At 66.7% G+C, this 19,956-nt stretch carries 22 protein-coding genes; 13 read left to right on the top strand and 9 right to left on the bottom strand.

Features of this window, described 5'->3' with window-relative positions; translation table 11 throughout:
- Positions 1–47: 47 nt before the first annotated feature.
- Together ACQY78_RS05190 and ACQY78_RS05185 are read left to right on the top strand one after the other, a co-directional pair.
- A complete protein-coding gene (locus tag ACQY78_RS05190; RefSeq protein ID WP_428683408.1) occupies positions 48–989 on the top strand; it encodes an IS110 family transposase in 942 nt (313 codons plus the stop codon).
- Positions 990–1,234: 245 nt separating this feature from the next.
- A complete protein-coding gene (locus tag ACQY78_RS05185) occupies positions 1,235–2,167 on the top strand; it encodes an IS110 family transposase (RefSeq protein WP_428676352.1) in 933 nt (310 codons plus the stop codon).
- A gap of 142 nt (positions 2,168–2,309) precedes the next feature.
- Here the strand turns inward: ACQY78_RS05185 and ACQY78_RS05180 are convergent, their stop codons facing one another.
- Entirely contained in the window at positions 2,310–3,314 is a 1,005-nt protein-coding gene (locus ACQY78_RS05180) for a 2-hydroxyacid dehydrogenase (RefSeq protein ID WP_428683406.1), read from the bottom strand.
- 143 nt (positions 3,315–3,457) lie between these two features.
- Here ACQY78_RS05180 and ACQY78_RS05175 point away from each other — a divergent pair, with 143 nt between their 5' ends.
- The 8 genes from ACQY78_RS05175 (at position 3,458) to ACQY78_RS05140 (ending at position 11,532) form a co-directional block, all read left to right on the top strand.
- On the top strand, positions 3,458–4,606 hold the full coding sequence (locus ACQY78_RS05175) for a Re/Si-specific NAD(P)(+) transhydrogenase subunit alpha (RefSeq protein ID WP_428683404.1): 1,149 nt from the start codon (positions 3,458–3,460) through the stop codon (positions 4,604–4,606).
- 10 nt (positions 4,607–4,616) lie between these two features.
- A complete protein-coding gene (locus tag ACQY78_RS05170) occupies positions 4,617–5,039 on the top strand; it encodes an NAD(P) transhydrogenase subunit alpha (RefSeq protein WP_296322225.1) in 423 nt (140 codons plus the stop codon).
- A gap of 16 nt (positions 5,040–5,055) precedes the next feature.
- Positions 5,056–6,465 (top strand): NAD(P)(+) transhydrogenase (Re/Si-specific) subunit beta, encoded by a 1,410-nt coding sequence (locus ACQY78_RS05165; RefSeq protein WP_428683402.1) that lies wholly within the window; start codon positions 5,056–5,058, stop codon positions 6,463–6,465.
- A gap of 79 nt (positions 6,466–6,544) precedes the next feature.
- The gene (locus tag ACQY78_RS05160) at positions 6,545–7,843 is read left to right on the top strand and encodes a hypothetical protein (RefSeq protein ID WP_428683400.1); all 1,299 of its coding nucleotides are present in this window, start codon (positions 6,545–6,547) and stop codon (positions 7,841–7,843) included.
- On the top strand, positions 7,828–9,183 hold the full coding sequence (locus ACQY78_RS05155) for a hypothetical protein (RefSeq protein ID WP_428683398.1): 1,356 nt from the start codon (positions 7,828–7,830) through the stop codon (positions 9,181–9,183). Before ACQY78_RS05160 ends, ACQY78_RS05155 begins: the two co-directional genes overlap by 16 nt.
- Entirely contained in the window at positions 9,168–10,565 is a 1,398-nt protein-coding gene (locus ACQY78_RS05150; RefSeq protein ID WP_428683396.1) for a hypothetical protein, read from the top strand. Before ACQY78_RS05155 ends, ACQY78_RS05150 begins: the two co-directional genes overlap by 16 nt.
- Positions 10,562–11,188, top strand: coding sequence for an HAD family hydrolase (locus ACQY78_RS05145; protein WP_428683394.1), 627 nt, complete (start codon positions 10,562–10,564; stop codon positions 11,186–11,188). The genes ACQY78_RS05150 and ACQY78_RS05145 overlap by 4 nt, the downstream gene beginning before the upstream one ends.
- On the top strand, positions 11,185–11,532 hold the full coding sequence (locus ACQY78_RS05140) for a hypothetical protein (protein WP_428683392.1): 348 nt from the start codon (positions 11,185–11,187) through the stop codon (positions 11,530–11,532). The genes ACQY78_RS05145 and ACQY78_RS05140 overlap by 4 nt, the downstream gene beginning before the upstream one ends.
- 64 nt (positions 11,533–11,596) lie before the next feature.
- On the opposite strand, the gene rpsU is transcribed toward ACQY78_RS05140, so the two are convergent.
- The gene (rpsU, locus tag ACQY78_RS05135; protein ID WP_020696578.1) at positions 11,597–11,800 is read right to left on the bottom strand and encodes a 30S ribosomal protein S21; all 204 of its coding nucleotides are present in this window, start codon (positions 11,798–11,800) and stop codon (positions 11,597–11,599) included.
- A 124-nt stretch (positions 11,801–11,924) separates the two neighbouring features.
- On the opposite strand from rpsU, the gene ACQY78_RS05130 reads away from it, so the two are divergent.
- A complete protein-coding gene (locus ACQY78_RS05130) occupies positions 11,925–12,587 on the top strand; it encodes a COQ9 family protein (RefSeq protein WP_428683391.1) in 663 nt (220 codons plus the stop codon).
- Here the strand turns inward: ACQY78_RS05130 and ACQY78_RS05125 are convergent.
- Genes ACQY78_RS05125 through ACQY78_RS05115 form a run of 3 tightly spaced genes read right to left on the bottom strand, consistent with a single transcriptional unit; the run spans position 12,532 to position 14,398 of the window.
- Positions 12,532–13,635: a 5-(carboxyamino)imidazole ribonucleotide synthase gene (locus ACQY78_RS05125; protein WP_428683390.1), complete on the bottom strand. Its 1,104-nt coding sequence runs from the start codon at positions 13,633–13,635 to the stop codon at positions 12,532–12,534. The genes ACQY78_RS05130 and ACQY78_RS05125 overlap by 56 nt on opposite strands.
- Positions 13,635–14,165 carry a 5-(carboxyamino)imidazole ribonucleotide mutase gene (gene purE, locus ACQY78_RS05120; protein ID WP_428683388.1) on the bottom strand — a complete coding sequence of 177 codons (531 nt, stop codon included), beginning with the start codon at positions 14,163–14,165 and terminating at the stop codon, positions 13,635–13,637. Before purE ends, ACQY78_RS05125 begins: the two co-directional genes overlap by 1 nt.
- An 8-nt stretch (positions 14,166–14,173) precedes the next feature.
- A complete protein-coding gene (locus ACQY78_RS05115; protein WP_428683386.1) occupies positions 14,174–14,398 on the bottom strand; it encodes a YdcH family protein in 225 nt (74 codons plus the stop codon).
- A gap of 111 nt (positions 14,399–14,509) precedes the next feature.
- Between ACQY78_RS05115 and ACQY78_RS05110 the strand changes: the two genes are divergently transcribed.
- Positions 14,510–15,073, top strand: a complete 564-nt coding sequence (locus tag ACQY78_RS05110) for a TIGR02444 family protein (protein ID WP_428683384.1) — start codon at positions 14,510–14,512, stop codon at positions 15,071–15,073.
- 138 nt (positions 15,074–15,211) lie between these two features.
- Positions 15,212–15,388: a YdcH family protein gene (locus ACQY78_RS05105; RefSeq protein WP_428683382.1), complete on the top strand. Its 177-nt coding sequence runs from the start codon at positions 15,212–15,214 to the stop codon at positions 15,386–15,388.
- Between the two features lie 3 nt (positions 15,389–15,391).
- Here ACQY78_RS05105 and ACQY78_RS05100 read toward each other — a convergent pair whose 3' ends face one another.
- The 4 genes from ACQY78_RS05100 to ACQY78_RS05085 all read right to left on the bottom strand — a co-directional run bounded on the left by ACQY78_RS05100 (position 15,392) and on the right by ACQY78_RS05085 (position 19,905).
- Complete coding sequence (locus ACQY78_RS05100) at positions 15,392–15,700, bottom strand: hypothetical protein (RefSeq protein WP_428683380.1); 309 nt, start codon at positions 15,698–15,700, stop codon at positions 15,392–15,394.
- Complete coding sequence (locus ACQY78_RS05095) at positions 15,684–16,409, bottom strand: AzlC family ABC transporter permease (protein ID WP_428683378.1); 726 nt, start codon at positions 16,407–16,409, stop codon at positions 15,684–15,686. The genes ACQY78_RS05100 and ACQY78_RS05095 overlap by 17 nt, the downstream gene beginning before the upstream one ends.
- A gap of 71 nt (positions 16,410–16,480) precedes the next feature.
- On the bottom strand, positions 16,481–17,872 hold the full coding sequence (locus ACQY78_RS05090; RefSeq protein ID WP_428683376.1) for an SrfA family protein: 1,392 nt from the start codon (positions 17,870–17,872) through the stop codon (positions 16,481–16,483).
- 89 nt (positions 17,873–17,961) lie between these two features.
- A complete protein-coding gene (locus ACQY78_RS05085) occupies positions 17,962–19,905 on the bottom strand; it encodes an AMP-binding protein (protein ID WP_428683374.1) in 1,944 nt (647 codons plus the stop codon).
- Positions 19,906–19,956 lie beyond the last annotated feature (51 nt).

Here is a 19,956-nt window from a genome sequence, read left to right as displayed (position 1 = left end):
CCAGGTTCGAAGACGAGGCAGGATGGACGAAGATGAGCGATGTTAGCATGGTCGTAGCCGGGATCGACATCGGCAAGGCGCGGCTGGACGTGGCGCTGCACGGCGCGGCAGACCGCATGGCGTTCGACAACAGTGCGGCCGGCCATCACCAGCTGATCCAATGGCTCCGCGCGGCGCAGGTCGTGCGGGTCGGTCTGGAATCCACCGGTTCGTACTCGCAGGAAGTGACTGGCACGTTGCGCGAGGCCGGCTTCGAAGTAGCGGTATTGCAGCCCCTACAGGTCCGGGCGTTCGCGCAATACCGCCTGCGCCGGGCCAAGAGTGACCCACTGGATGCGGCGCTGATCGCCACCTGCGCGGCGTTGCTCGACAAGGTGCACGAGGCTTCGGATGCGCGGCTGGTTCCCCTTGCCGAGCATCTGCGGCTGATCGAGCAGCTGGAGGGCGACGTGGTGCGGGCCAAGACGCGCCTGGAGGCCGCGCATCTGGCGCATGTGCGCCGCTTCCTGCGCCGGGAGGTCGAGCGGCTGGAACGGCGCGAGGCGGCAGAGCGGATCCTGCTGATGAAGAGCATCGCCGCCGAGCCTGACCTGCTGGCCCGGCTGCAACTGATCCAGAGCGTCGACGGGGTCGGCGAGCGCACCGCGCTCAGCCTGCTGCTGCTGCTGCCCGAACTCGGGCGTCTCGAGCGTGAACCGATTGTCTCCCTGGCGGGGCTGGCTCCCTTCGTGCGGCAGTCGGGCAAATGGAGAGGCCAGAGCCGCATCGGCGGCGGCCGCGATCGGGTGCGTCGCACGCTCTATGCCGCCAGCCTCGCGGCAGCCTTCCGCTGGAATCCGGCCATCAAGGCGCTGTATCAACGCCTGAAGACCGCCGGCAAACCCCATCGTAAGATCATGATCGCCTGTGCGCGCAAGATGCTCATCCAGGTCAACGCCGTCGTCGCCCGCGGCACCCCGTGGATCTCATCTCGCCGCGTCGCCGCATAGTGCATTCTTAATGGTTGCTGAGCGCAGCGAAGCAACCATGCTTGACGTCCAAGCAATGACCTCACCCTTGTAAGTCGGCGTCTGCCGGATCGGCTAGACTAGCCGGCGCGGTGGCGGCGGGTAGACCGACTCACCCCGGGGCGTCGAAGCTCGTTCCTCAGCAAGGTCGCCCGTCCGTCGTTCCAGCGAACCCGAACAGTCGCGTGGGCCGCATCGCGAGCTCGCTTTCGCAAGGAAGGGTTGCCATGGAACACCGTCGCATTGTCGGCATCGACGTGTCGAAGGACCGACTGGATGTGCATGTCCTGCCGTCGCAGGAGGCCTTTGCGGTTTCCCGCGACGCAACAGGCCTCGTCGAGCTGTGCCGCCGCCTGGGCGACACGGTGGACCTCGTGGCGGTCGAAGCCACTGGCGGCTACGAGACCCTCGTCGCCGCGACCCTCTCGGACCACGGCATGCCTGTGGTGATCGTCAATCCGGCACAGGTCCGGGCCTTTGCCCAGGCGCTGGGACAGCGTGCCAAGACCGATCCGATCGACGCGTCGGTCATCGCCCGCTTCGCCGAGGCCACCCGGCCCCAGATCCGGCTGCTGCCCGATGGGGCCGCTCGCCTGCTTTCCGATCTGATGGCGCGCCGGCGCCAGATCGTCGAGATGATTGCGTCCGAACGTCAGCGCCTGTATCGCACCGAGCCGCCGCGCGTGCGCAAGAGCATCGAGCGATTGTTGAAGGCTCTTGAGCGCGAACTCGGCACTATCGACCATGACATCGATGGCGCCGTGCGCGGTTCACCGCTGTGGCGGGAGAAGGAAGACCTGCTGGCATCGGTGCCAGGCATTGGCTCGATCATCGCCAGGACCTTGCTGGCCGAACTGCCCGAGTTGGGGCGGCTCGATCATAAAAAAATTGCAGCGCTTGCCGGCCTGGCTCCCTACACACGCCAGTCCGGTCTCTGGAAGGGCAAGGCCCGCATCGGGGGCGGACGGGCGGTGGTCCGAACGGCCCTCTTCATTGGCGCCCAAGTCGCCAAGCGCTGGAACCCACCCTTGAAAACCTTCTACGAGCGCCTCATCGCCGCCGGTAAGACCAAGATGGTCGCCACCATCGCCGTCGCCCGCAAACTTCTTGTCATCCTCAACGCCATCCTCAGAGACAGGACACCATGGCAAAACGCTTGACCTCAGACACAGTCGCTGAGGAGCATCGCGCAGCGATGCGTCTCGAAGGGTGGGAGCGCGCACCTTGCCTGTTGCCCATCCTTCGAGACGGCCCTTCGGGCCTCCTCAGGATGAGGCTGTAGGGCAACGGCACCGAGAAGCGCTAACGAGGCTTGGGCGCGTCGGGGGAGTTGGCCCAGTCGCGCAGTTCGGGCACCGGGGAGACGACCGGCTTGCCGGCGAAATGGTTGTCGAGGTTGCGGCAGACGAGGTCGGTCATGCGGCGCTGGGCGTGCTGCGTGCCGCCGCCGAAATGCGGCGTCATCACCAGCTTGTCGAGTTCCAGAAGCTCGGTGCCGGTGTAAGGCTCCTCGTCGAACACGTCGAGGGCCGCGCCTTCGATGATGTCGTTGCGCAGCGCATCGGCCAGGGCCGCCTCGTCGACCGCCCAGCCGCGCGAGATGTTGACGACGTGGCCACGCGGACCCAGCGCCTTCAGCACGTCGGCGTTGATGATGTGCCGGTTGGAGGCATCCGAGCGCAGGCAGACGATCAGGTAGTCGCACCAGGTGGCGAGCGCCATCACGTTCGGGAAGTAGGGGAAGTCGACGTCGCTGCGCTCACTGCGGTTGCAGTAGCCGATCTCGACATCGAATCCCTTGAGGCGCCGGGCGACCTCCAGGCCGATTGCACCGAGGCCCAGGATGCCGACCCTGCCGCCGGTCAGGCCGGCGATGGCGCCGAAGCGATTGGGGATGCGCTGTTTCCACTCGCCGCGCCGGATCATCTTGTCGGCGCGCACCAGGCGGCGGGTCGAGGCCAGGAGAATGCCGACCGCGAGTTCCGCCACGTCGGGCGCATTGGCGTCGGCGCCGTGCGTGATCAGGATGTTGCGCCGGCGGGCCGCTTCGAGATCGACGCGCTCGTAGCCCGTGCCGTAGCAGCAGAAGAGGGAAAGCCTAGGCAGGGCCGCCATCATCGCGTCCGAGAGCCCGACGCTGCCGGTGCTGACGATCGCCTGCACCGTGGCGGCGGTGCCGGGCGGGATGTCGGCGACGGTGGGCGTGGGATTGTCCATGTGCCCGATGATCGTGCAGCGCTCACCGAACGAAGCGAGCGTCGCCTTTGTGAAATGGAAGCCGGTCAGGATGTGCGGTTGGTCAGCCATGGTCGAGGCGTAGCATGGGACATGGGTGCGGGTAAGCCGAAGGCGTCCGCGCGGCGAAAAACCGGCTTGGCAAAGAACAGATCGCTGTGCAAGGTGCAGCGCACGAAGCGTCCCGCCGCGGTCAAACGGATCTGAAGCGCCCCATGAAAATCGCTATCGTCAAAGAACGCATGCCCCACGAAACCCGTGTGGCCGCCACTCCCGAGACGGTCAAGAAGCTGAAGGCGCTGGGCGCGGAGATCACGATCGAGGCAGGCGCCGGAACGGTCGCCGCCTATACGGACCAGGCCTATAGCGAAGCCGGCGCGACGATCGTGCCGGACGCGGCGTCGGCCATCGCCGCGGGCGACATCGTCTTCAAGATCCAGCGGCCGATGACGGCGGAGGAAGGGCTCGACGAGCTCGGCCTGCTGCGCCAGGGCCAGACCCTGATGGCGCCGCTCGGAGCGCTGACCAACAAGGAGCTGGTGCAGGCGCTGGCGTCGCGCGGCGTCACCTCGTTCGCACTCGAACTGATTCCGCGCATCACGCGTGCGCAGTCGATGGACATTCTGTCCTCGCAGGCCAATCTCGCGGGCTACAAGGCCGTGCTGGTGGCGGCGAACAATTACGGCCGCATCTTCCCGCAGATGATGACGCCCGGCGGCACGCTCGCGCCGTCGCGCAGCTTCATCATGGGCGTGGGCGTCGCCGGACTGCAGGCGATCGCCACGGCACGGCGCCTCGGTTCCGTGGTCACCGCCACCGACGTGCGCCCGGCGACCAAGGAGCAGGTCCAGTCGCTCGGCGCCAAGTTCGTCGCGGTCGAGGACGAGGAATTCAAGGCGGCCGAGACGGCGGGCGGCTACGCCAAGCAGATGAGCGCCGAGTACCAGGCCAAGCAGGCCGCCCTCGTCGCCGACCATATCAAGCTCCAGGACATCGTGATCACCACGGCGCTGATCCCCGGCCGCAAGGCCCCGGTGCTGGTGACCGAGGAGATGGTCAAGACGATGAAGCCCGGCTCGGTGATCGTCGACATGGCGGTCGAGCAGGGCGGCAACTGCCCGCTGTCGGAGTTCGGCAAGGTGGTCGAGAAGTACGGTGTGAAGATCGTCGGGCCGGCCAACCTTCCGGGCGAGCTGGCGACCGACGCCTCGGCGCTGTTCTCGCGCAACCTGCTGAACTTCATCACGCCGATGGTCGACAAGGAGACCAAGGCGCTCACGATCAACCTCGAGGACGAGGTCGTGAAGGGCACGCTGGTCACCCGCGACGGGCAGATCGTGCATCCCTCGCTGACCCAGGCTTAGGAGCGGCTCCATGGACGACAAGATCGCAGGCGAGGCCTCCAAGCTCGCGACCCAGGCGCAGGACGTCGCCGCCCAACTCAAGGCCCTGGCGCAGCAGATCACCGACGCCGCGGCGGCGAGCCCGGTCGCGATCCCGGACGGCCACATGCCGTTCGTGGCGCTGCTGACCATCTTCGCGCTGTCCTGCTTCGTGGGTTACTACGTCGTCTGGCGGGTGACCCCGGCGCTGCATTCGCCGCTGATGGCCGTCACCAACGCGGTTTCCTCAGTGATCATCGTCGGCGCGCTGCTGGCGGCGGGCCTCAAGGGCCTGGGCGCGGCGCAGCTCTTCGGTTTCATCGCCGTGGCTCTGGCCGCGGTGAACATCTTCGGCGGGTTCATCGTCACGCACCGGATGCTGTCGATGTTCAAGAAGAAGCCGGTCAAGAAGTAGTCGGCGGGAGCAAGGGATGTTCACCCAGGAACTGGCCGCCTACGGCTATCTGATCGCCGCCATCTGTTTCATCATGGCGCTGCGCGGCCTGTCCTCGCCGACGACCTCGCGGCAGGGCAACCTGTTCGGCATCGTCGGTATGGTGGTCGCCATCGGCGTCACCGTGCTGTCGCCCGGCGTCCTCTCGCCCTGGCTGATCCTGGCCGGCCTGGTGATCGGCGGCGCGATCGGCACGTTCGTGGCGCTACGCATCCAGATGACGGCGCTGCCGCAGCTCGTGGCGGCCTTCCATTCGCTCGTGGGTCTCGCCGCGGTGTTCGTCGCCGCCGCCGCGTTCCTCTCGCCCGAGGCCTTCGGGATCGGCCTGCCCGGCAAGATCAAGGCCCAGAGCCTGATCGAGATGGGACTGGGCACCGTGATCGGCGCCATCACCTTCACCGGCTCGGTCGTGGCCTTCGCCAAGCTGCAGGGCCTGGTCTCGGGCTCACCGCTGGTCTTCAAGGGCCAGCATCCGCTGAACGCGCTGCTGGGCATCGCGCTGGTCGTGCTGCTGGTCTGGTTCGCCATGCGTGGCCACACCTCGACCTTCGTCCTGCTGGTCGTGCTGTCGCTGGCGCTGGGCTTCCTGCTGATCCTGCCGATCGGCGGCGCCGACATGCCGGTCGTGGTGTCGATGCTCAATTCCTATTCGGGATGGGCGGCGGCCGGCATCGGCTTCACCCTGGGCAACACGGCGCTGATCGTGACCGGCGCGCTGGTCGGCTCCTCGGGCGCGATCCTGAGCTACATCATGTGCAAGGGCATGAACCGTTCGATCTTCAACGTGATCCTGGGCGGCTTCGGCACCGACAGCGCGGCGGCCGGCGGGCCGGCGGTGAAGAACGACAAGCCGGTCAAGGCCGGCTCGGCCGAGGACGCGGCCTTCCTGATGAAGAACGCCCAGTCGGTCATCATCGTCCCGGGCTACGGCATGGCGGTGGCGCAGGCCCAGCACGCGCTGCGCGAGATGGCCGACCTCCTGAAGAAGGAGGGCGTGCAGGTGCGCTACGCCATCCATCCGGTGGCCGGCCGCATGCCCGGCCACATGAACGTGCTGCTGGCCGAGGCCAACGTGCCCTACGACGAGGTCTTCGAGCTCGACGACATCAACCGCGACTTCGCCTCGACCGACGTGGCCTTCGTGATCGGCGCCAACGACGTCACCAACCCGGCCGCCAAGACCGACCCCAAGAGCGCGATCTACGGCATGCCGATCCTCGACGTCGAGAAGGCGCAGACCGTGCTGTTCGTGAAGCGCGGCATGTCGTCGGGCTATGCCGGCGTCGACAACGAACTGTTCTTCCGCGACAACACGATGATGCTCTTCGCCGACGCCAAGGTGATGTGCGAGAACATCGTGAAGTCGCTCGAGGGCTCCTCGCATTAGCGAACCGGCGCAAGCCGAGGCAACGCCGGGGGAAGGGGCCAGGCCTTCCCCGTCCGAGACAATCACCATTCATCAGAAGATGCCGTTCGGCTCGCGGTTCGTGAGCGGGACGATCGCCATCGCGATGGCCATCGGGTTCGCGGCACTTGGCTGGTGGCTGTGGCATTCGTTCGTCCCGACGCACCCGGCGGCGGCCCACTTATACGGCTTCATTGTCGTCGCGACTGGTGCGTTGGGTCTTTGTCTCGCCGTCAGGAATCTGATCCGGCCGGTGCCTTTTGCGATCCAGATCTCCGACAAGGGGATCACGGCCTACCGGGGGCGCTCTCCCGATTTCATCCTGTGGTCCGATATCAAAGGGGCCCATGCCGCGGTCGAGAGCAGTCAACGGGTAAGCGTGCCGATCGTCGCTTTGGAACTGGTCGATCCTCGATCCTTCTATGCCCGGCTGGATGCCGACAAGCCACGTTGGCTCGGTCCAGATACGGGACTGCGCCCCAAATACTACGCGCTCGCGTCCACCGGACTCGACATGGAGCCGGAGCAGATGCTCCTGGCCGTCAACGAGGCGATCCGCCGGTGGGGGACGGCCGATCCCGATCCGTCGCCCGAAGCGAACTTTCAAGCTCTGTTTACGCGCTTGCCGGGGCGAGCGCCGTTCGCGATAGGCTTGGTACTCTTCGTTGCCCTTTTTGCCGCACCCTTCGCCCTTCTCAGTCCGCCGCGCTGGGTCGAAGCGGCTGAGAATTGCGAAGTGCGCAATCGGTACGGCGGTCGGGAGTGGAGACGCGCGAAAACGACGACCGTCACCTGGACGGGACCGTGCGTCGATGGCCGCGCTCAAGGTTTGGGTGTCCTCGAATGGTTTCGCGATGGCGTTTTGACTGTGCGCTATTCGGGGCAAATGGAAGGAGGCCGGATCACGGGGCGCGGGGAGTTGACCGAAAGCCAAATTCGCTACGAAGGCACGTGGAAGGACGGCGACCTGCGCGAAGGAGTCGCGATGTATCCCGACGGCCGGCGATACGGCGGCAAGTGGGACAGCGGAGACTGGACGAGAGGTGTACTGACGGCGCCAGGCGGCTACCGCCTGGAAGACCACTGGTATCGAGGGCAACTTACGCGCAAGGGCGTCGCTCGCGGACCTCAGGGGCAGTACGAAGGCAATTGGACCAATGGTGTTCCTGAAGGCACGGGCGTTTTCGTGACAAGCGATGGCCGGCGGTTTGAAGGACAGTGGCGTGATGGTCGGCCCGTCGATCCGGAGGTAGCTCGCCTCCAGGAGAAGGAAAAATGGGATTGCCTGTGGGATAGCGCCTCAAGGCGATTCGGAGACCGCTCTAGCGGTGTCGGAACGGCGAGATGTCGAAACCGGTGATCTCCGCAACACCGGCAGAGGAACCTCGGCCCGACCCGACCGAACCGATCGCTGTTCGCCAGAAGGCGATGCTCGGTTGGAAGGGAATCGCCACAGCCTTCGTGATTGCAGGCTTCGGTGCCCTCTTGTGGTGGTCTACCGTCTCGACGGATCCGCTCGGCGCGTATGCCTACGGCGCGATTTTCATCGGCGGCGCGGCACTCGGACTCTGGAATGGGATAAAGGATGCGATCCGGCGCCCGATCGTCCTCGTGATTTCCAGCGAAGGGATCACGGTGTTTGGCAGGGATTCGACGGACCTCGTGCGGTGGTCCGATATCAGGGGGGCGCATACCGCCACCATGGGGAGCGGGCGGGTAAGCTTCGAGATCGTGGCGCTGCAACTCGTCGATCCACGCTCCTTCTATGCTCGCCTCGAGAGCAGTAAGCGTCGGTGGCTCAGGCGCGATGCTGGGACACACCTCACCTATTATCCGATCTTTTCCGGCGAACTGGACATCGTGCGACTGAAACTGCTCGAGCTTGTCGATGACGGGATCCGTAGATGGGGGACAGCCAATCCCGATCCGCGGCCAGAGAGGAGCTATTGGCTCGTCTTCGACCGGTCGCCACTCCGGGTGCCCTCCGCCGTGGCAGTGATCCTGATCGTCGCCCTGTTGACGGCGCCCTTTGTCCTCCTGGCGGCGCCACGCTGGGTCGACGCGGGCAATCAGTGCGACGTGCGCAATCCGTACAGCGGCAAGCAATGGAGGAGAGCCAAGCTGACCGCCACTTGGTCGGGCCCTTGCGTCGATGGTCGCGCTCAAGGTTTGGGTGTCCTGGAATGGTTCAGCGACGGGAGGTTGAGCGTGCGCTTCTCGGGGCAGATGGAGAAGGGCCGGGTAACTGGACGCGGAGAGTGGACCGAGAACGGGGTCCGCTACGACGGCGTGTGGAACGATGGCGAGCTGCGGGAAGGTGTTGCGACCTATCCCGATGGTCGGCGATACAGCGGCAGATGGGACAGGGGACGCTGGATCAGGGGCGTGCTGACGGCGCCAGGTGGGTACCGTCTGGAAGAGCGCTGGTACGAAGGGCAACTCACGGGCAAAGGCATCGCGCGGGGACCGCATGGCCAGTACGAGGGTAACTGGACCGAGGGGGTGCCTGAAGGGAGCGGTGTTTTCGTAACTCACGATGGCCGCCGCTTCGAGGGAAAGTGGCGTCACGGCAAACCCGTCGATCCCGAAGTGGCTCGTCTCCAGGCTCAGGAAAAATGGGAATGCCTGTGGGATGCCGCATCGAGGCGATTCGGCGACGGGTTCGCCTATGTCGGGACGGCGAGATGTCGAAACCGGTGATCGCCGCACCCCCCGGAGAGGGAGCCCGGCGCGATCCGAGCGAGCCGGTCGTCATTCGCCGCAAGGCGAGCGTCGGATGGAAGGTAGCCGGTGCCGGCGTCTTCTTTGGGGGCCTTGGCTGCATCCTCTGGTCGACTTCAGTGGCGACCCATCCGATCGCGGCTTACGTTTATGGCGCGATGCTCATCGCCATCGCGATATTCGGCCTCTGGCATGGGATGGAAGTGGCGATTTGGCGACCGGGTGCCGTCGTGGTGTCCAGGGAAGGGGTCAAGGTCCTTCGCGGGCGCGCGCTGCACCTTATCCAATGGTCCGATATCAAGGGCGCTCATGCCGCTACCATCGGGGGTGACGAGAGCGTCGCGTTGCAGCTTGTCGATCCGCAATCGTTTCATGCCCGCTTCTATGGCAATAAGGGGCTCCGGGTTTCGCCAGGTTCCAGCAAGTGCCCGAACTGGTATCCGATCTACTCCGACGATCTGCATGTTTCGCGGCCGAACCTGATCGAGCTTCTCAACGACGGGATTCGACGGTGGGGGACCTACGATCCGGAATTGCGACCGCAAACGAGCTATGGGGTCTTCTCCCATTGGTCGCCGGTCCCCGTGCTTCTGATCGTCGTTGGATTGATCCTGTTTGTTGCTGTTTTCACGATGCCTTTCTTCCTGGGGCCGCCGCGTTGGGTCGAGGCCGCCGATCAATGCGAAGTGCGCAATCCGTATGCGGGCAATTGGTGGCCGAGAAGGAATTCTGGCAGTCCGTGGAGACGGATGCATGCGGTTTGGACGGGGCCCTGTGTCGACGGGCGTGCCGAAGGCTACGGCACTCTCGAGTGGTTCCGTGATGGAAAGAGGGTTGTTCGCTATTCGGGGCGAATGGAGGGTGGGCGAATCACGGGGCGCGGCGAGCGTACGGAATACGGGACCACATGGGGACTGGGCCAGCTTATAAAATACGAGATCCGATACGACGGCCTTTGGAAGGACGGCGTCTTGCTGGAGGGGATGGTGACATTTCCTGACGAGCGGCAGTACCGGGGAACCTGGAAGCTGGGCGAGTGGGCCAACGGGATGCTGACGATGCCGGGTGGTTGGCAGTGGGAGGGGCAGTGGCGCGCGGGCAGGCTGACGGGCGACGGGAGCGCAAAGGGGCGGCAGGGTGAGTTCAAGGGCAACTGGATCGACGGGGTTCCGCAGGGGGCGGGTGTGTTCGTGACGCGTGATGGTCGGCGGTTCGAAGGTACGTGGGAGGACGGCAAACCGGTCGACCCGGAGATGGCGCGCCTGCAGGAGCAAGAGCGTTGGGATTGTCTCTGGACGGTTCTTCCCGGACGATACGATACCCCCATCAGGACCGAGCCGTGGGAATGTCGGATTCGATGAGTGTCAGGAAATCGGCCTATCGCGCCGTCATCTTCGATATCGGCGGCGCGGTCGATCTCGAATTCGCCTGGGAGATGGCGCTCGACGGCGCCATCGCCTCGGCCTGCGGGATGGAAGGCATCCGCGTCGATCCCGCGATGGTCGAGGAGGCGTCCGAGCAGGCGGTGGCTGCCTTCGCGCCCGATGTCACGCTTCACATGATCGAGACGCTCTGTGGCGGCGAGCCCGCGACGGTGACGCGTGTGACGCGGCGGGTCGAGGCCATGACGGGGCAGCTCGATGCCTTCCAACTTCGGCCTGGCATCGAGGACCTGCTGAATCGCCTGAAGGCACGCGGACTCGTACTCGAAGCACGCGAGCCGCGCTGGGAGCGCCTGGAGCGGGCAGGGATCGCGGAACTGCTCACGGGCGATCACGACGTCCCGCCGGCCGAATGCATCCTGGTCGGCGACCGGATCGATGCCGACATCACGCCCGCCAAGGCGGCCGGCATGAGGACCATTCAGTTCCGATCGGGGCGCTGGCGTCGTCAACGTCCGCGCTCGGCGGCCGAAACACCCGATGCCGTCGTGACCGATGTCGCCGAACTCGAGGTCGCTCTCATGGAGTTGCTCGGACAATGATGCGTCGGGCCATCGCCCTCGTCGCCAGCGTTATGTGGTGCTCGCAAGCTGCGGCCCAGCCCGCGGCTCAGGAGATGATGGGCACTTGGGCCAAGGACGGGAAATGTTCGGTCCCGTCGCAGCGGCTGGTCGTGACGCCGACGACGGTGACGATGGGCGAAGGCCGACCCGCCGAGATCGCCTTCTACACTCACGAAGTGAGTGGCCGGCAGACGCTGCGCTGGAAGGCCCAGGGTGAAGTGGCGCACATCCAGTATATCGAGCCGCCACACGACACCTTGGCCTTCTATGGATTGGGCTGGGGCATGGGAGGGCCGACGGCAATCTATCGGCGCTGCCCGTAGCGACTGCCCAAACAAAAACCCCCGGGGATGCCGGGGGTTGTCGTCTCGTGCGAGGAGGGGAGGACTAGTAGCCCTCGCGCTCCATGCGCTTGCGCATCAGCTTGCGGGTGCGGCGGATGGCCTCGGCGCGCTCACGGGCGCGGCGCTCGGACGGCTTCTCGTAGTTGCGGCGGAGCTTCATCTCGCGGAAGATGCCCTCGCGCTGCATCTTCTTCTTCAGGACGCGCAGCGCCTGATCGACGTTGTTTTCACGAACGAGAACCTGCACTTCGATCGCTTCCTTCCAATGCGGCTTGGCCCACGAATGTCCCGGGGCCTGAATTCCAGAGGCCGGGTAGGTATCACAGGCGGATACCCTTGGGAACCCCCCGATTGGGGCCTATATTCCACAGATGACCGAGCAAAATACCCCGAATTCACCGGAAATCGACCCCGACGCCGCCTTGCGGGACCGGCTGGCGGACGAGTTCATGGCCGAAGCGGCCTTCGATGGCTGGACGCGGGCCGCCCTGGCCGCCAGTGGCCGGGCGCTCGACCTGCCGGCGGGCGAGGCCGACCGGCTGTTCCCGGGCGGGCCGCTCCAGGCGCTGACCTATGTCAGCGAGCGCGCCGACCAGCGTACCGTCGAGGACATGGAGAAGGAAGGAATCACGACCCTCAAGATCCGCGATCGGATCAAGGGCGCCGTCCGCATCCGGCTGGAGCGGCATGCCGGTCCGCGCGAAGCGGCGCGGCGGGCGCTGTCGACGCTGTCCCTTCCGCTCAATGCCGGGCTGGCGCTGAAGCTGCTCTACAGGACGGTCGACGCCATGTGGTACGCGGCCGGCGACACCAGCACCGACTTCAATTTCTACACCAAGCGCGCCACTCTGGCGGGCGTCTATTCCTCGACGCTGCTCTACTGGCTGAACGACCGGTCGCCCGGCGCAGAGGCCACCTGGGCCTTCCTCGACCGCCGCATCGACGACGTGATGAAGTTCGAGAAGCTGAAGGGCCAGGTCAAGTCGTGGACGGGCCCGAAGCGTCCGGGCGCGCGGCCGGCAGCACGTAGGTGACGTGGCCCATCTTGCGGCCGGGGCGGGCCTCCGCCTTGCCGTACAGATGCAGCCGCGCCGTCGGCTCCGCCAGGTAGCGCTGCCAGTCGTCGGCCTCGTCGCCGATCAGGTTCTCCATGCGCGACGGCGCCAGCACCTCGACCGAGCCCAGCGGCAGCCCGCAGATGGTGCGCACGAGCTGCTCGAACTGGCTGGTGGCGCAGGCGTCCATCGTCCAGTGACCCGAATTGTGCGGCCGCGGCGCCATCTCGTTGGCCAGCACCCGCCCGTCCTTCGTCACGAACATCTCCAGCGCCACCAGACCGACCAGATCGAGGCCCTGGGCGAGTTGGACGCCGAAGCGCTCCGCGGTCGCCAGGGTCTTTGCCGGCAGTCCAGAGGGGACCTTCGTCGTGCGCAGGATACCGTCGCGATGGCCGTTGATGCCGATGGGGAAGCAGCGCGTGGCGCCGTCCTGTCCACGGGCGACGATGGCCGAGACCTCGCACTCGAAATCGACCATCGCCTCGAGGATGCACTCGCGTCGGCCAAGCCTGGCCCAGGCGGCTGAGAGTTCGGCCCGGTCGGCGACGCGGGCCTGGCCCTTGCCGTCATAGCCCTCGGTGCAGGTCTTCAGGATGCCGGGCAGGGCAGTGGCCGCCGCAACGTCGGCCTCGGAGCGGATCGGCTGATAGTTGGCCGTGCCGATGCCCAGCTTGCGCAGGAAGTCCTTCTCGCGGAGCCGGTGCTGGGCGAAGTGGATCGGCTTCACGCCCGGCCGCACCGGCTTCAGCTTCTCGCATTCCAGGACGGCGCCCTCGGGCACGTTCTCGAATTCGTAGGTGACGACGTCCACCTGGGCGGCGAAGCGGGCGAGGGCCTCAGCGTCGTCATAGGCTCCGCGGACATGCCCGGCGCAGACCTGGGCGGCCACCGGATGGTCGTCAGGGGCGTAGACGATGCAGGGGTAGCCCAGGCGTGCGGCGGCCAGGGCGGTCATGCGGCCCAACTGGCCGCCGCCCAGGATGCCGATGGTCGATCCCGGCGGCAGAGGTCGGGAGGCCGGCATCAGCGGTGGGCCGGGGCGTCGTCGGTCGGGATCTTGGCGACGGCCAGCGATTGGCGGGTGCGCCAGGCTTCCAGCGACGCCATAATCTTGGCGTCGCCAAGACCAACGATGGAGGCCGCAAGAAGGGCGGCATTGATCGATCCGGCGCGTCCAATGGCCAAGGTGCCGACGGGAATGCCGGCCGGCATCTGGACAATGGAAAGAAGACTGTCCTGACCCTTGAGGGCGGCGCTTTCGACCGGAACGCCGAGGACGGGCAGCGGTGTCATTGCGGCGGTCATGCCGGGCAGGTGGGCCGCACCCCCGGCACCGGCGATGATGACCTTCAGGCCGCGTCCTTTTGCGCCCGACGCGTAATCCATCATCCGCTTCGGTGTCCGGTGCGCGGAAATGATGCGCGCCTCGAAGGGGACGCCGAGCGCCTCCAGAGTCTCCGTGGCATGCCGCATGGTCGACCAGTCGGACTGGCTGCCCATGATGACGCCGACCACCGGCTTGGCGGCCGGGCGCTTGCTGGTTTTCTTGGCCATGACTCTTCTCAGGCGATGATATCGGGAATGAGCTGGCTTTCCAGCCGCAGTATCTGGTCCTTCAGACCGAGCTTGCGCTTCTTCAGGCGCTGGAGCTGGAGCTGGTCGAAGGGCGGCTTCTCGATCAGGCGATCGATCACCTCGTCGAGGTCGCGATGCTCGCTCTTCAGGGCCTCAAGTTTGGCCTTGATGGTCTGGGCGTCCGGCGGGTCCGACGACGTCAGGTCATTCATGCGGGGCGCACTCGTCCAGGCAGCTAGCCACGTCGCTCCCGGCCGTGTACCCCGGAGCCCATCCAAAGGAAAGTGCCCAAAGTTTCCCAGCAAGACAAGCGGCGAGCCTACGTGTCGGATTTCCTCCCCCATCCATTCTGGAACTTCTCGCTCGAACTCTATGCCGGCGAGGGCGTGGCCGAGGCCTGCCTCGACCTGCAGGAGCGGCGCGGCTGCGACGTCAACATCCTGCTGTTCTGCTGCTGGCTGGGGGCTTCGGGCCGGCCGACCCTGAGCGCCGAGCGGTTGCGCGCCATCCTGGCCGCCAGCGATGCCTGGCAATCCGAGGTCGTCAGGCCGCTGCGTGAGATGCGTCGCCGACTGAAGGACAAGGTCTGGCCTGGCGCCTTGCCTGAAACCGTCGATGCCGTCCGCCGTCGGGTCGCCGATGCGGAGCTGGCGGCCGAGCATGCCGAGCAGCTCAAGCTGGCGAGCCTGCATTCACCGCCCGCCGACCGGGAGCGCTCGCTGGAGAAACGGCTGCAGGCGGCGGTCGGCAATCTCGGCGTCTATGCGGTGTGCCTGGGCGTGAAACCGGACGAGGCAGATCGCCGGTCCGTGGCCGCCTTGATGCGCGCGACGTTTCCCGTGTTCGCGCCGGCGGAAGTCGCGGAGGCCGTCGGCCTCGCGGCTTGAACCAATGGTTCAACACTGCCGTCGGGTTATTCACATTCTTCGGGTGACCGTTCGTTTACGGGTTGATTAGACGTGACTCGACCCAATGTCAGAGTCAGACTTCCATCGTCCCGTTAACAAACTCGGAGGTATCCGACTATGAGCACCGTGGACCACATCGAAGCTCTCAAGACCAAGCACGCGACTCTCGAGCAGGCGATCCATCAAGAGACGACGAGGCCGCTTCCCAACGACGACGCGCTCTGCAGCCTCAAGAAGCGCAAGCTCCTGATCAAGGACGAGATCGTCCGGCTCACCGAGCCAACCTCCCACTAGTCCTCAGGCGACGCCCGCCCACCGGGCCAGCGCCACGGCGCCGACAGCGCCGAACAGGCCGGCGGTGAACCCGCCGACCGTTCGGGTCAGGACGGCGCCGACCACCGCGCCGACGATGAAGGCGCCGCCGCTCTGCGTGAGCGGAACGACGGCCGCCGAGACCAGAACCGCGCCGGGCGCGTGGTCGAGCAGCGCGTTCACGAAGCGGTGGCGGCCGAGCCAGCGCATGGCGATAAAGCCACCGCCCTTGGCAGCCATGGCGGCGAGCGCCATTACGAAGATCGCGACGAGATTCTCAGGACTGGCGGACATGGCCGCTCCTGAGGTCTCTCAGCGCGCCGAAAACGCCGCCCGCGAGTCCACCGATCACGATGTACCAGTTGCCACCAATCGCCCACTTGGCGGCGAGCGCCGCTACAATCGCCACCGCCCAGGGAGCGATGTCCCGCTTGCCACGGAACAGGATGGTGGCCACCACGACGAATACCGCGACGCCCACGAAATCGAGGCCCAGTCGTCGCGCCATGGTGGGATCGGACAGGATTCCGCCGGCCGCGAGATGACCGGCCAATGTCGACCCCGACCAGATCCAGGCCATGACGAAGCCGCCGCCCAGGAACTTGCCGAGATCGCCGTGGCCGCGGCGATACTCCGCGATGTTGACGGCCCAGTTCTGATCGACCGTCACGTACCAGACGGGCGGCTGTAGCCACCAGGGCAGGTGGGGCAGATGCGGCTGCAGCGCCGCGCCCATGACGAAGTAACGGAGATTGGCCACGAACACCGACACGGCCAGCGCCATCAGCGGCAGCGGCTGGGCCCAGATGTCGAGCGCCACCATCTGGCTGGTGCCGGCCATCACGGTGAAGCTCATCAAGGTCGTCTCGAAGGCGCTGAGGCCCTTCTGGGCGGCGGCGACGCCGAAGCCGATGCCGAACGGAAGGGACGCCAGGCCGGGCAGGATCATTCGCAAGGCGCCGGCCTGGAAACTGCGCCACGTCACGCGCGCGGAAAGGGACACTGAAGCTACCGGATGAAGAGGAACGGCCCGCACTCTAGGGGAGCCGCCACGGTGCCGGAACCGAGTTTACCTCAGCCGTCCATTAGGCGGGTCAGTTTATCTTGCAGGTTGACCGACCAGGTCACGGGTGCGCCGTAGGCATTGCGGGATTGGCCACTGCAGATCGCTACGTTGTCGGCGCCGCGCTGGCAGACGAGCTGGTCGGCGAACCAGCGCGAGCCGTCGTTGCAGGTCGAATCGGAATCCCGCAGCCGCAGTACCGGGCCCTCGAACCGCGCCTGGGCACGCGTGCGGCAGGCGGTGCGGCCGCGGCGCCATTCGAGCTGGCCCGCGCCGCTGGCATCGAAGCAGTAGGACGAGCGGCCGGGCTCCAGCTGCAGCGCTTCGTGGCGGAACGGATCGGTACGCCAGCAACCCTGCATGAAGGAATAGTCGTTGGTCGGCGCATTGGGCAGGCGCAGGCGATTGTCGGCCGGATTGCGCGGCTGCGGAGGGGGCGCGGGCGCTGGTTTCGGCGGTGCCACCTTCGGCGGTGCCGGGGCGGGAGCGGGCGGCGGCGGCGGCGCGACCGCGACCTGGGGCGGCTTGGGCGGTTCGGGCGGCTTGCAGTCGGCGATCCGCCGCTTCAGTTCCGCTTCGGCCAGGCCAAGCTCGACCTTCAGCGCGCGCGCGCGCGACTGCTCGGCGGAGAAGGCGGCCTTCAGCGCCGGCACTGTGTCGGGCGGTGCCTCGGGCGCCGGCGGTGCAGGCGGCCCTTCGCGCGTCACAAGGGCGACATCGGGCGGGACGGGCAGCAGGCCGCGCAGCAGCCACGCGCCCGCCAGAAGAAGCAGGAGGAGCGGCAGGGCAGCGGCGAGCGTGCGCCACCAGGGCACCCCGGCCGCCGGGATGACGGCGGGCAGGGCGGACACCGGCGTCCTCTGGGCCGCTTCCAGCACCGGCCGGCGTTGCAGCGGCTGCACACTGGCCACGCGGGCGTCGGGCACCCGGGGCAGGGCGAGCGGCAGCAGCGCACTGGCCGCTTCCTTCTCGTAGCCCCAGGCGACAATGACGGGCCGGTCGCCGACCAGGAAGACGAAGGCGGGTGAGGGCGCGCGCGCCGCGAGTTTCAACGACAGGCCGACGACGCCGGTCTCTTCCTTGGGGCCATGGCCGGCGAGCAGGTCGCCCAGCCTGCGGATCTCCGCCAGCGTTCGTTCGATTCCCGCCAGCACGGCGTCACGCTCGGCGGGCGGGAGGTCGGTAACGGCGCGGACCGGACCGGACCAGCCGGCGTACCAGTCGATGCCCTGGTCGTTCTCATGGAGCTGTGGATCGGCCAGCAGGTCGGCGGCTTCGTCGCCCAGCCGGCGGCGCACGACACGGCGCAATTGCGGCGCGGCGTTGTGCAACGGCTCGCCGCGCACGCCCAGGGGGCGTACGCCGCTGCGGGTCGTCACGATGAGCGTTGCTTCGCCGGGCATGGGGTAGGGAACCTAGCCCGGCGATTATGGCGGCGCGATGGTTTGCGGTCGTTACGCCAGCGGCCGCGTCAGTTTGGCCACGTACCGCGCTAGGCGGCCTTCGCCCATTCGCGCAGGACGTACTTCTGCACCTTGCCGGTCGAGGTCATCGGCAGGTCGCGGAACACCACATGGCGCGGGCACTTGTAGCCGGCCAGGTTGGCGCGGCAGTGGGCGATGATGTCTTCGGCGCTGGCGGTGGCGCCGGGCTTCAGCATCACGAAGGCGCAAGGCGTCTCGCCCCATTTCTCGTCGGGCTTGGCGACCACGGCGGCGTTGGCGACATCAGGATGGGCGATGATCACGCCCTCGACCTCGATGGTCGAGATGTTCTCGCCGCCGGAGATGATGATGTCCTTGGAACGGTCGCGCAGCTCGATATAGCCGTCTTCGTGCATCACGCCGAGATCGCCGGAATGGAACCAGCCGCCCGCGAAGGCGTCGCGCGTCGCCGTCGGGTTCTTGAGATAGCCCTTCATGGTGATGTTGCCGCGGAACATGACCTCGCCCATCGTGGCGCCGTCGTGCGGCACCTCCTTCATGGTCTTGGGATCCATCACCGTGACGCCGTCCTGGGCCGCGTAGCGCACGCCCTGGCGGGCCTTCAGCCGCGCGCGATCGTGGGCGGGCAGCGCATCCCATTCCTGGTGCCACGAGCAGATCGTGGCCGGGCCATAGACCTCGGTCAGGCCATAGACGTGGGTCACCCGGAAGTTCTGCTTTTCGAGCGCCTCGAGCACGGCGGCGGGGGGCGGGGAGGCCGCGGTCATGAACTCGACCTTGCGGCTAAGCGGCCGGCGCTCGGCTTCGGTCGCGCCGATGATGAGCTGCATGATGATCGGCGCGCCGCACATGTGGCTCACATCGTTGTCGGCCAGCGCGTCGAAGATCGGCTTGGCCGCGGGGCGGCGGAGGCACACCGAGGTGCCGGCCACCAGCGCCAGCGTCCACGGGAAGCACCAGCCGTTGCAGTGGAACATCGGCAGGGTCCAGAGATAGACCGGGTGCAGGCCGATCGGCCATTGCGTGGCGTTGCCGTAGGACGAGAGCGTTGCGCCGCGATGGCTGTAGACGACGCCCTTGGGATTGCCGGTCGTGCCCGACGTGTAGTTCAGAGTGATCGCGTTCCACTCGTCCGACGGATAGGACCAGGCGAAATCGGGATCGCCGTCGGCGATGAATTCCTCCCAGGTCGTGTCGCCGATCTGCGCACGGTCCTCGCATTCGGGATCGTCGATGTCGACGACCAGCGGCTGGGTCTTGGCGATCGCCAGCGCCTCGGTGACGACGCGATGATACTCGCGGTCGACCAGCAGCACCTTGGTCTCGCTATGGTCGATGATGAAGGCGACCATCGCCGCGTCGAGGCGGGTGTTGAGCGAATTGAGCACGCCGCCGGTCATCGGGACGCCGAAATGCGCCTCGTACATCTCGGGAATGTTGGGCGCCATGATCGCCACCGTGTCGCCGACTCCGATGCCGACCTTGACCAGCGCCGAGGCGAGGCGCCGGCAGCGTGCATAGGTCTCGGCCCAGGTCTGGCGGCGCTGGCCGTGGATCAACGCGACATGATCGGGATAGACGCTGGCGGTGCGCTCGATGAACTGCAGCGGGGTCAGCGCCGCATAATTCGCAGGCGTCCTGTCGAGGTCGCGCTCGTAGATGTTCTGCGCGGCGAGGGCGGTCTTGTGGGACACGGGGCGCGGCGCGGCGAGGCGGGTCACGGAGGTGCGGCTCTTGACCGAGCGACGCAGGCCGGGACGCCCGAGCGGCTTGGGAGCGGCGACCTTCCGGGATGCAGGGGCCTTCTTCGGGGCGACGGCCTTCTTTGGAGCGACAACCTTCTTGGGGGCGATGACCTTCTTCGGCGCTGGAGCCTTCCTGGGCGCGACCTTGGCGGCCGGCCGGACGATCTTCTTCGTCTTGGCGGCGACCTTGCGCTTGGCCGGCGCCTTCGACTTGCTACTGCCTTTTCCCGTCTTGCGCTTGGCCATGGTTCTTTCCGTTCGACTCCCTGTGCGGCGGCACTCTCTCACAGGGCGGCT

It is taken from the genome of Reyranella sp., from assembly GCF_965279625.1.
GTDB lineage: Bacteria > Pseudomonadota > Alphaproteobacteria > Reyranellales > Reyranellaceae > Reyranella.
Note: the sequence above shows the minus strand (reverse complement) of the source record. Positions and strands in the feature narration are given on the sequence as shown.

Bases quoted from the DNA above. Each gene is read 5' to 3' on its own strand.
- ACQY78_RS05190 (WP_428683408.1), top strand. From the start codon at position 48: ATGGTCGTAGCCGGGATCGACATCGGCAAGGCGCGGCTGGACGTGGCG.
- ACQY78_RS05185 (WP_428676352.1), top strand. From the start codon at position 1,235: ATGGAACACCGTCGCATTGTCGGCATCGACGTGTCGAAGGACCGACTG.
- ACQY78_RS05180 (WP_428683406.1), bottom strand. From the start codon at position 3,314: ATGGCTGACCAACCGCACATCCTGACCGGCTTCCATTTCACAAAGGCG.
- ACQY78_RS05175 (WP_428683404.1), top strand. From the start codon at position 3,458: ATGAAAATCGCTATCGTCAAAGAACGCATGCCCCACGAAACCCGTGTG.
- ACQY78_RS05170 (WP_296322225.1), top strand. From the start codon at position 4,617: ATGGACGACAAGATCGCAGGCGAGGCCTCCAAGCTCGCGACCCAGGCG.
- ACQY78_RS05165 (WP_428683402.1), top strand. From the start codon at position 5,056: ATGTTCACCCAGGAACTGGCCGCCTACGGCTATCTGATCGCCGCCATC.
- ACQY78_RS05160 (WP_428683400.1), top strand. From the start codon at position 6,545: ATGCCGTTCGGCTCGCGGTTCGTGAGCGGGACGATCGCCATCGCGATG.
- ACQY78_RS05155 (WP_428683398.1), top strand. From the start codon at position 7,828: ATGTCGAAACCGGTGATCTCCGCAACACCGGCAGAGGAACCTCGGCCC.
- ACQY78_RS05150 (WP_428683396.1), top strand. From the start codon at position 9,168: ATGTCGAAACCGGTGATCGCCGCACCCCCCGGAGAGGGAGCCCGGCGC.
- ACQY78_RS05145 (WP_428683394.1), top strand. From the start codon at position 10,562: ATGAGTGTCAGGAAATCGGCCTATCGCGCCGTCATCTTCGATATCGGC.
- ACQY78_RS05140 (WP_428683392.1), top strand. From the start codon at position 11,185: ATGATGCGTCGGGCCATCGCCCTCGTCGCCAGCGTTATGTGGTGCTCG.
- ACQY78_RS05130 (WP_428683391.1), top strand. From the start codon at position 11,925: ATGACCGAGCAAAATACCCCGAATTCACCGGAAATCGACCCCGACGCC.
- ACQY78_RS05125 (WP_428683390.1), bottom strand. From the start codon at position 13,635: ATGCCGGCCTCCCGACCTCTGCCGCCGGGATCGACCATCGGCATCCTG.
- purE (WP_428683388.1), bottom strand. From the start codon at position 14,165: ATGGCCAAGAAAACCAGCAAGCGCCCGGCCGCCAAGCCGGTGGTCGGC.
- ACQY78_RS05115 (WP_428683386.1), bottom strand. From the start codon at position 14,398: ATGAATGACCTGACGTCGTCGGACCCGCCGGACGCCCAGACCATCAAG.
- ACQY78_RS05105 (WP_428683382.1), top strand. From the start codon at position 15,212: ATGAGCACCGTGGACCACATCGAAGCTCTCAAGACCAAGCACGCGACT.
- ACQY78_RS05100 (WP_428683380.1), bottom strand. From the start codon at position 15,700: ATGTCCGCCAGTCCTGAGAATCTCGTCGCGATCTTCGTAATGGCGCTC.
- ACQY78_RS05090 (WP_428683376.1), bottom strand. From the start codon at position 17,872: ATGCCCGGCGAAGCAACGCTCATCGTGACGACCCGCAGCGGCGTACGC.
- ACQY78_RS05085 (WP_428683374.1), bottom strand. From the start codon at position 19,905: ATGGCCAAGCGCAAGACGGGAAAAGGCAGTAGCAAGTCGAAGGCGCCG.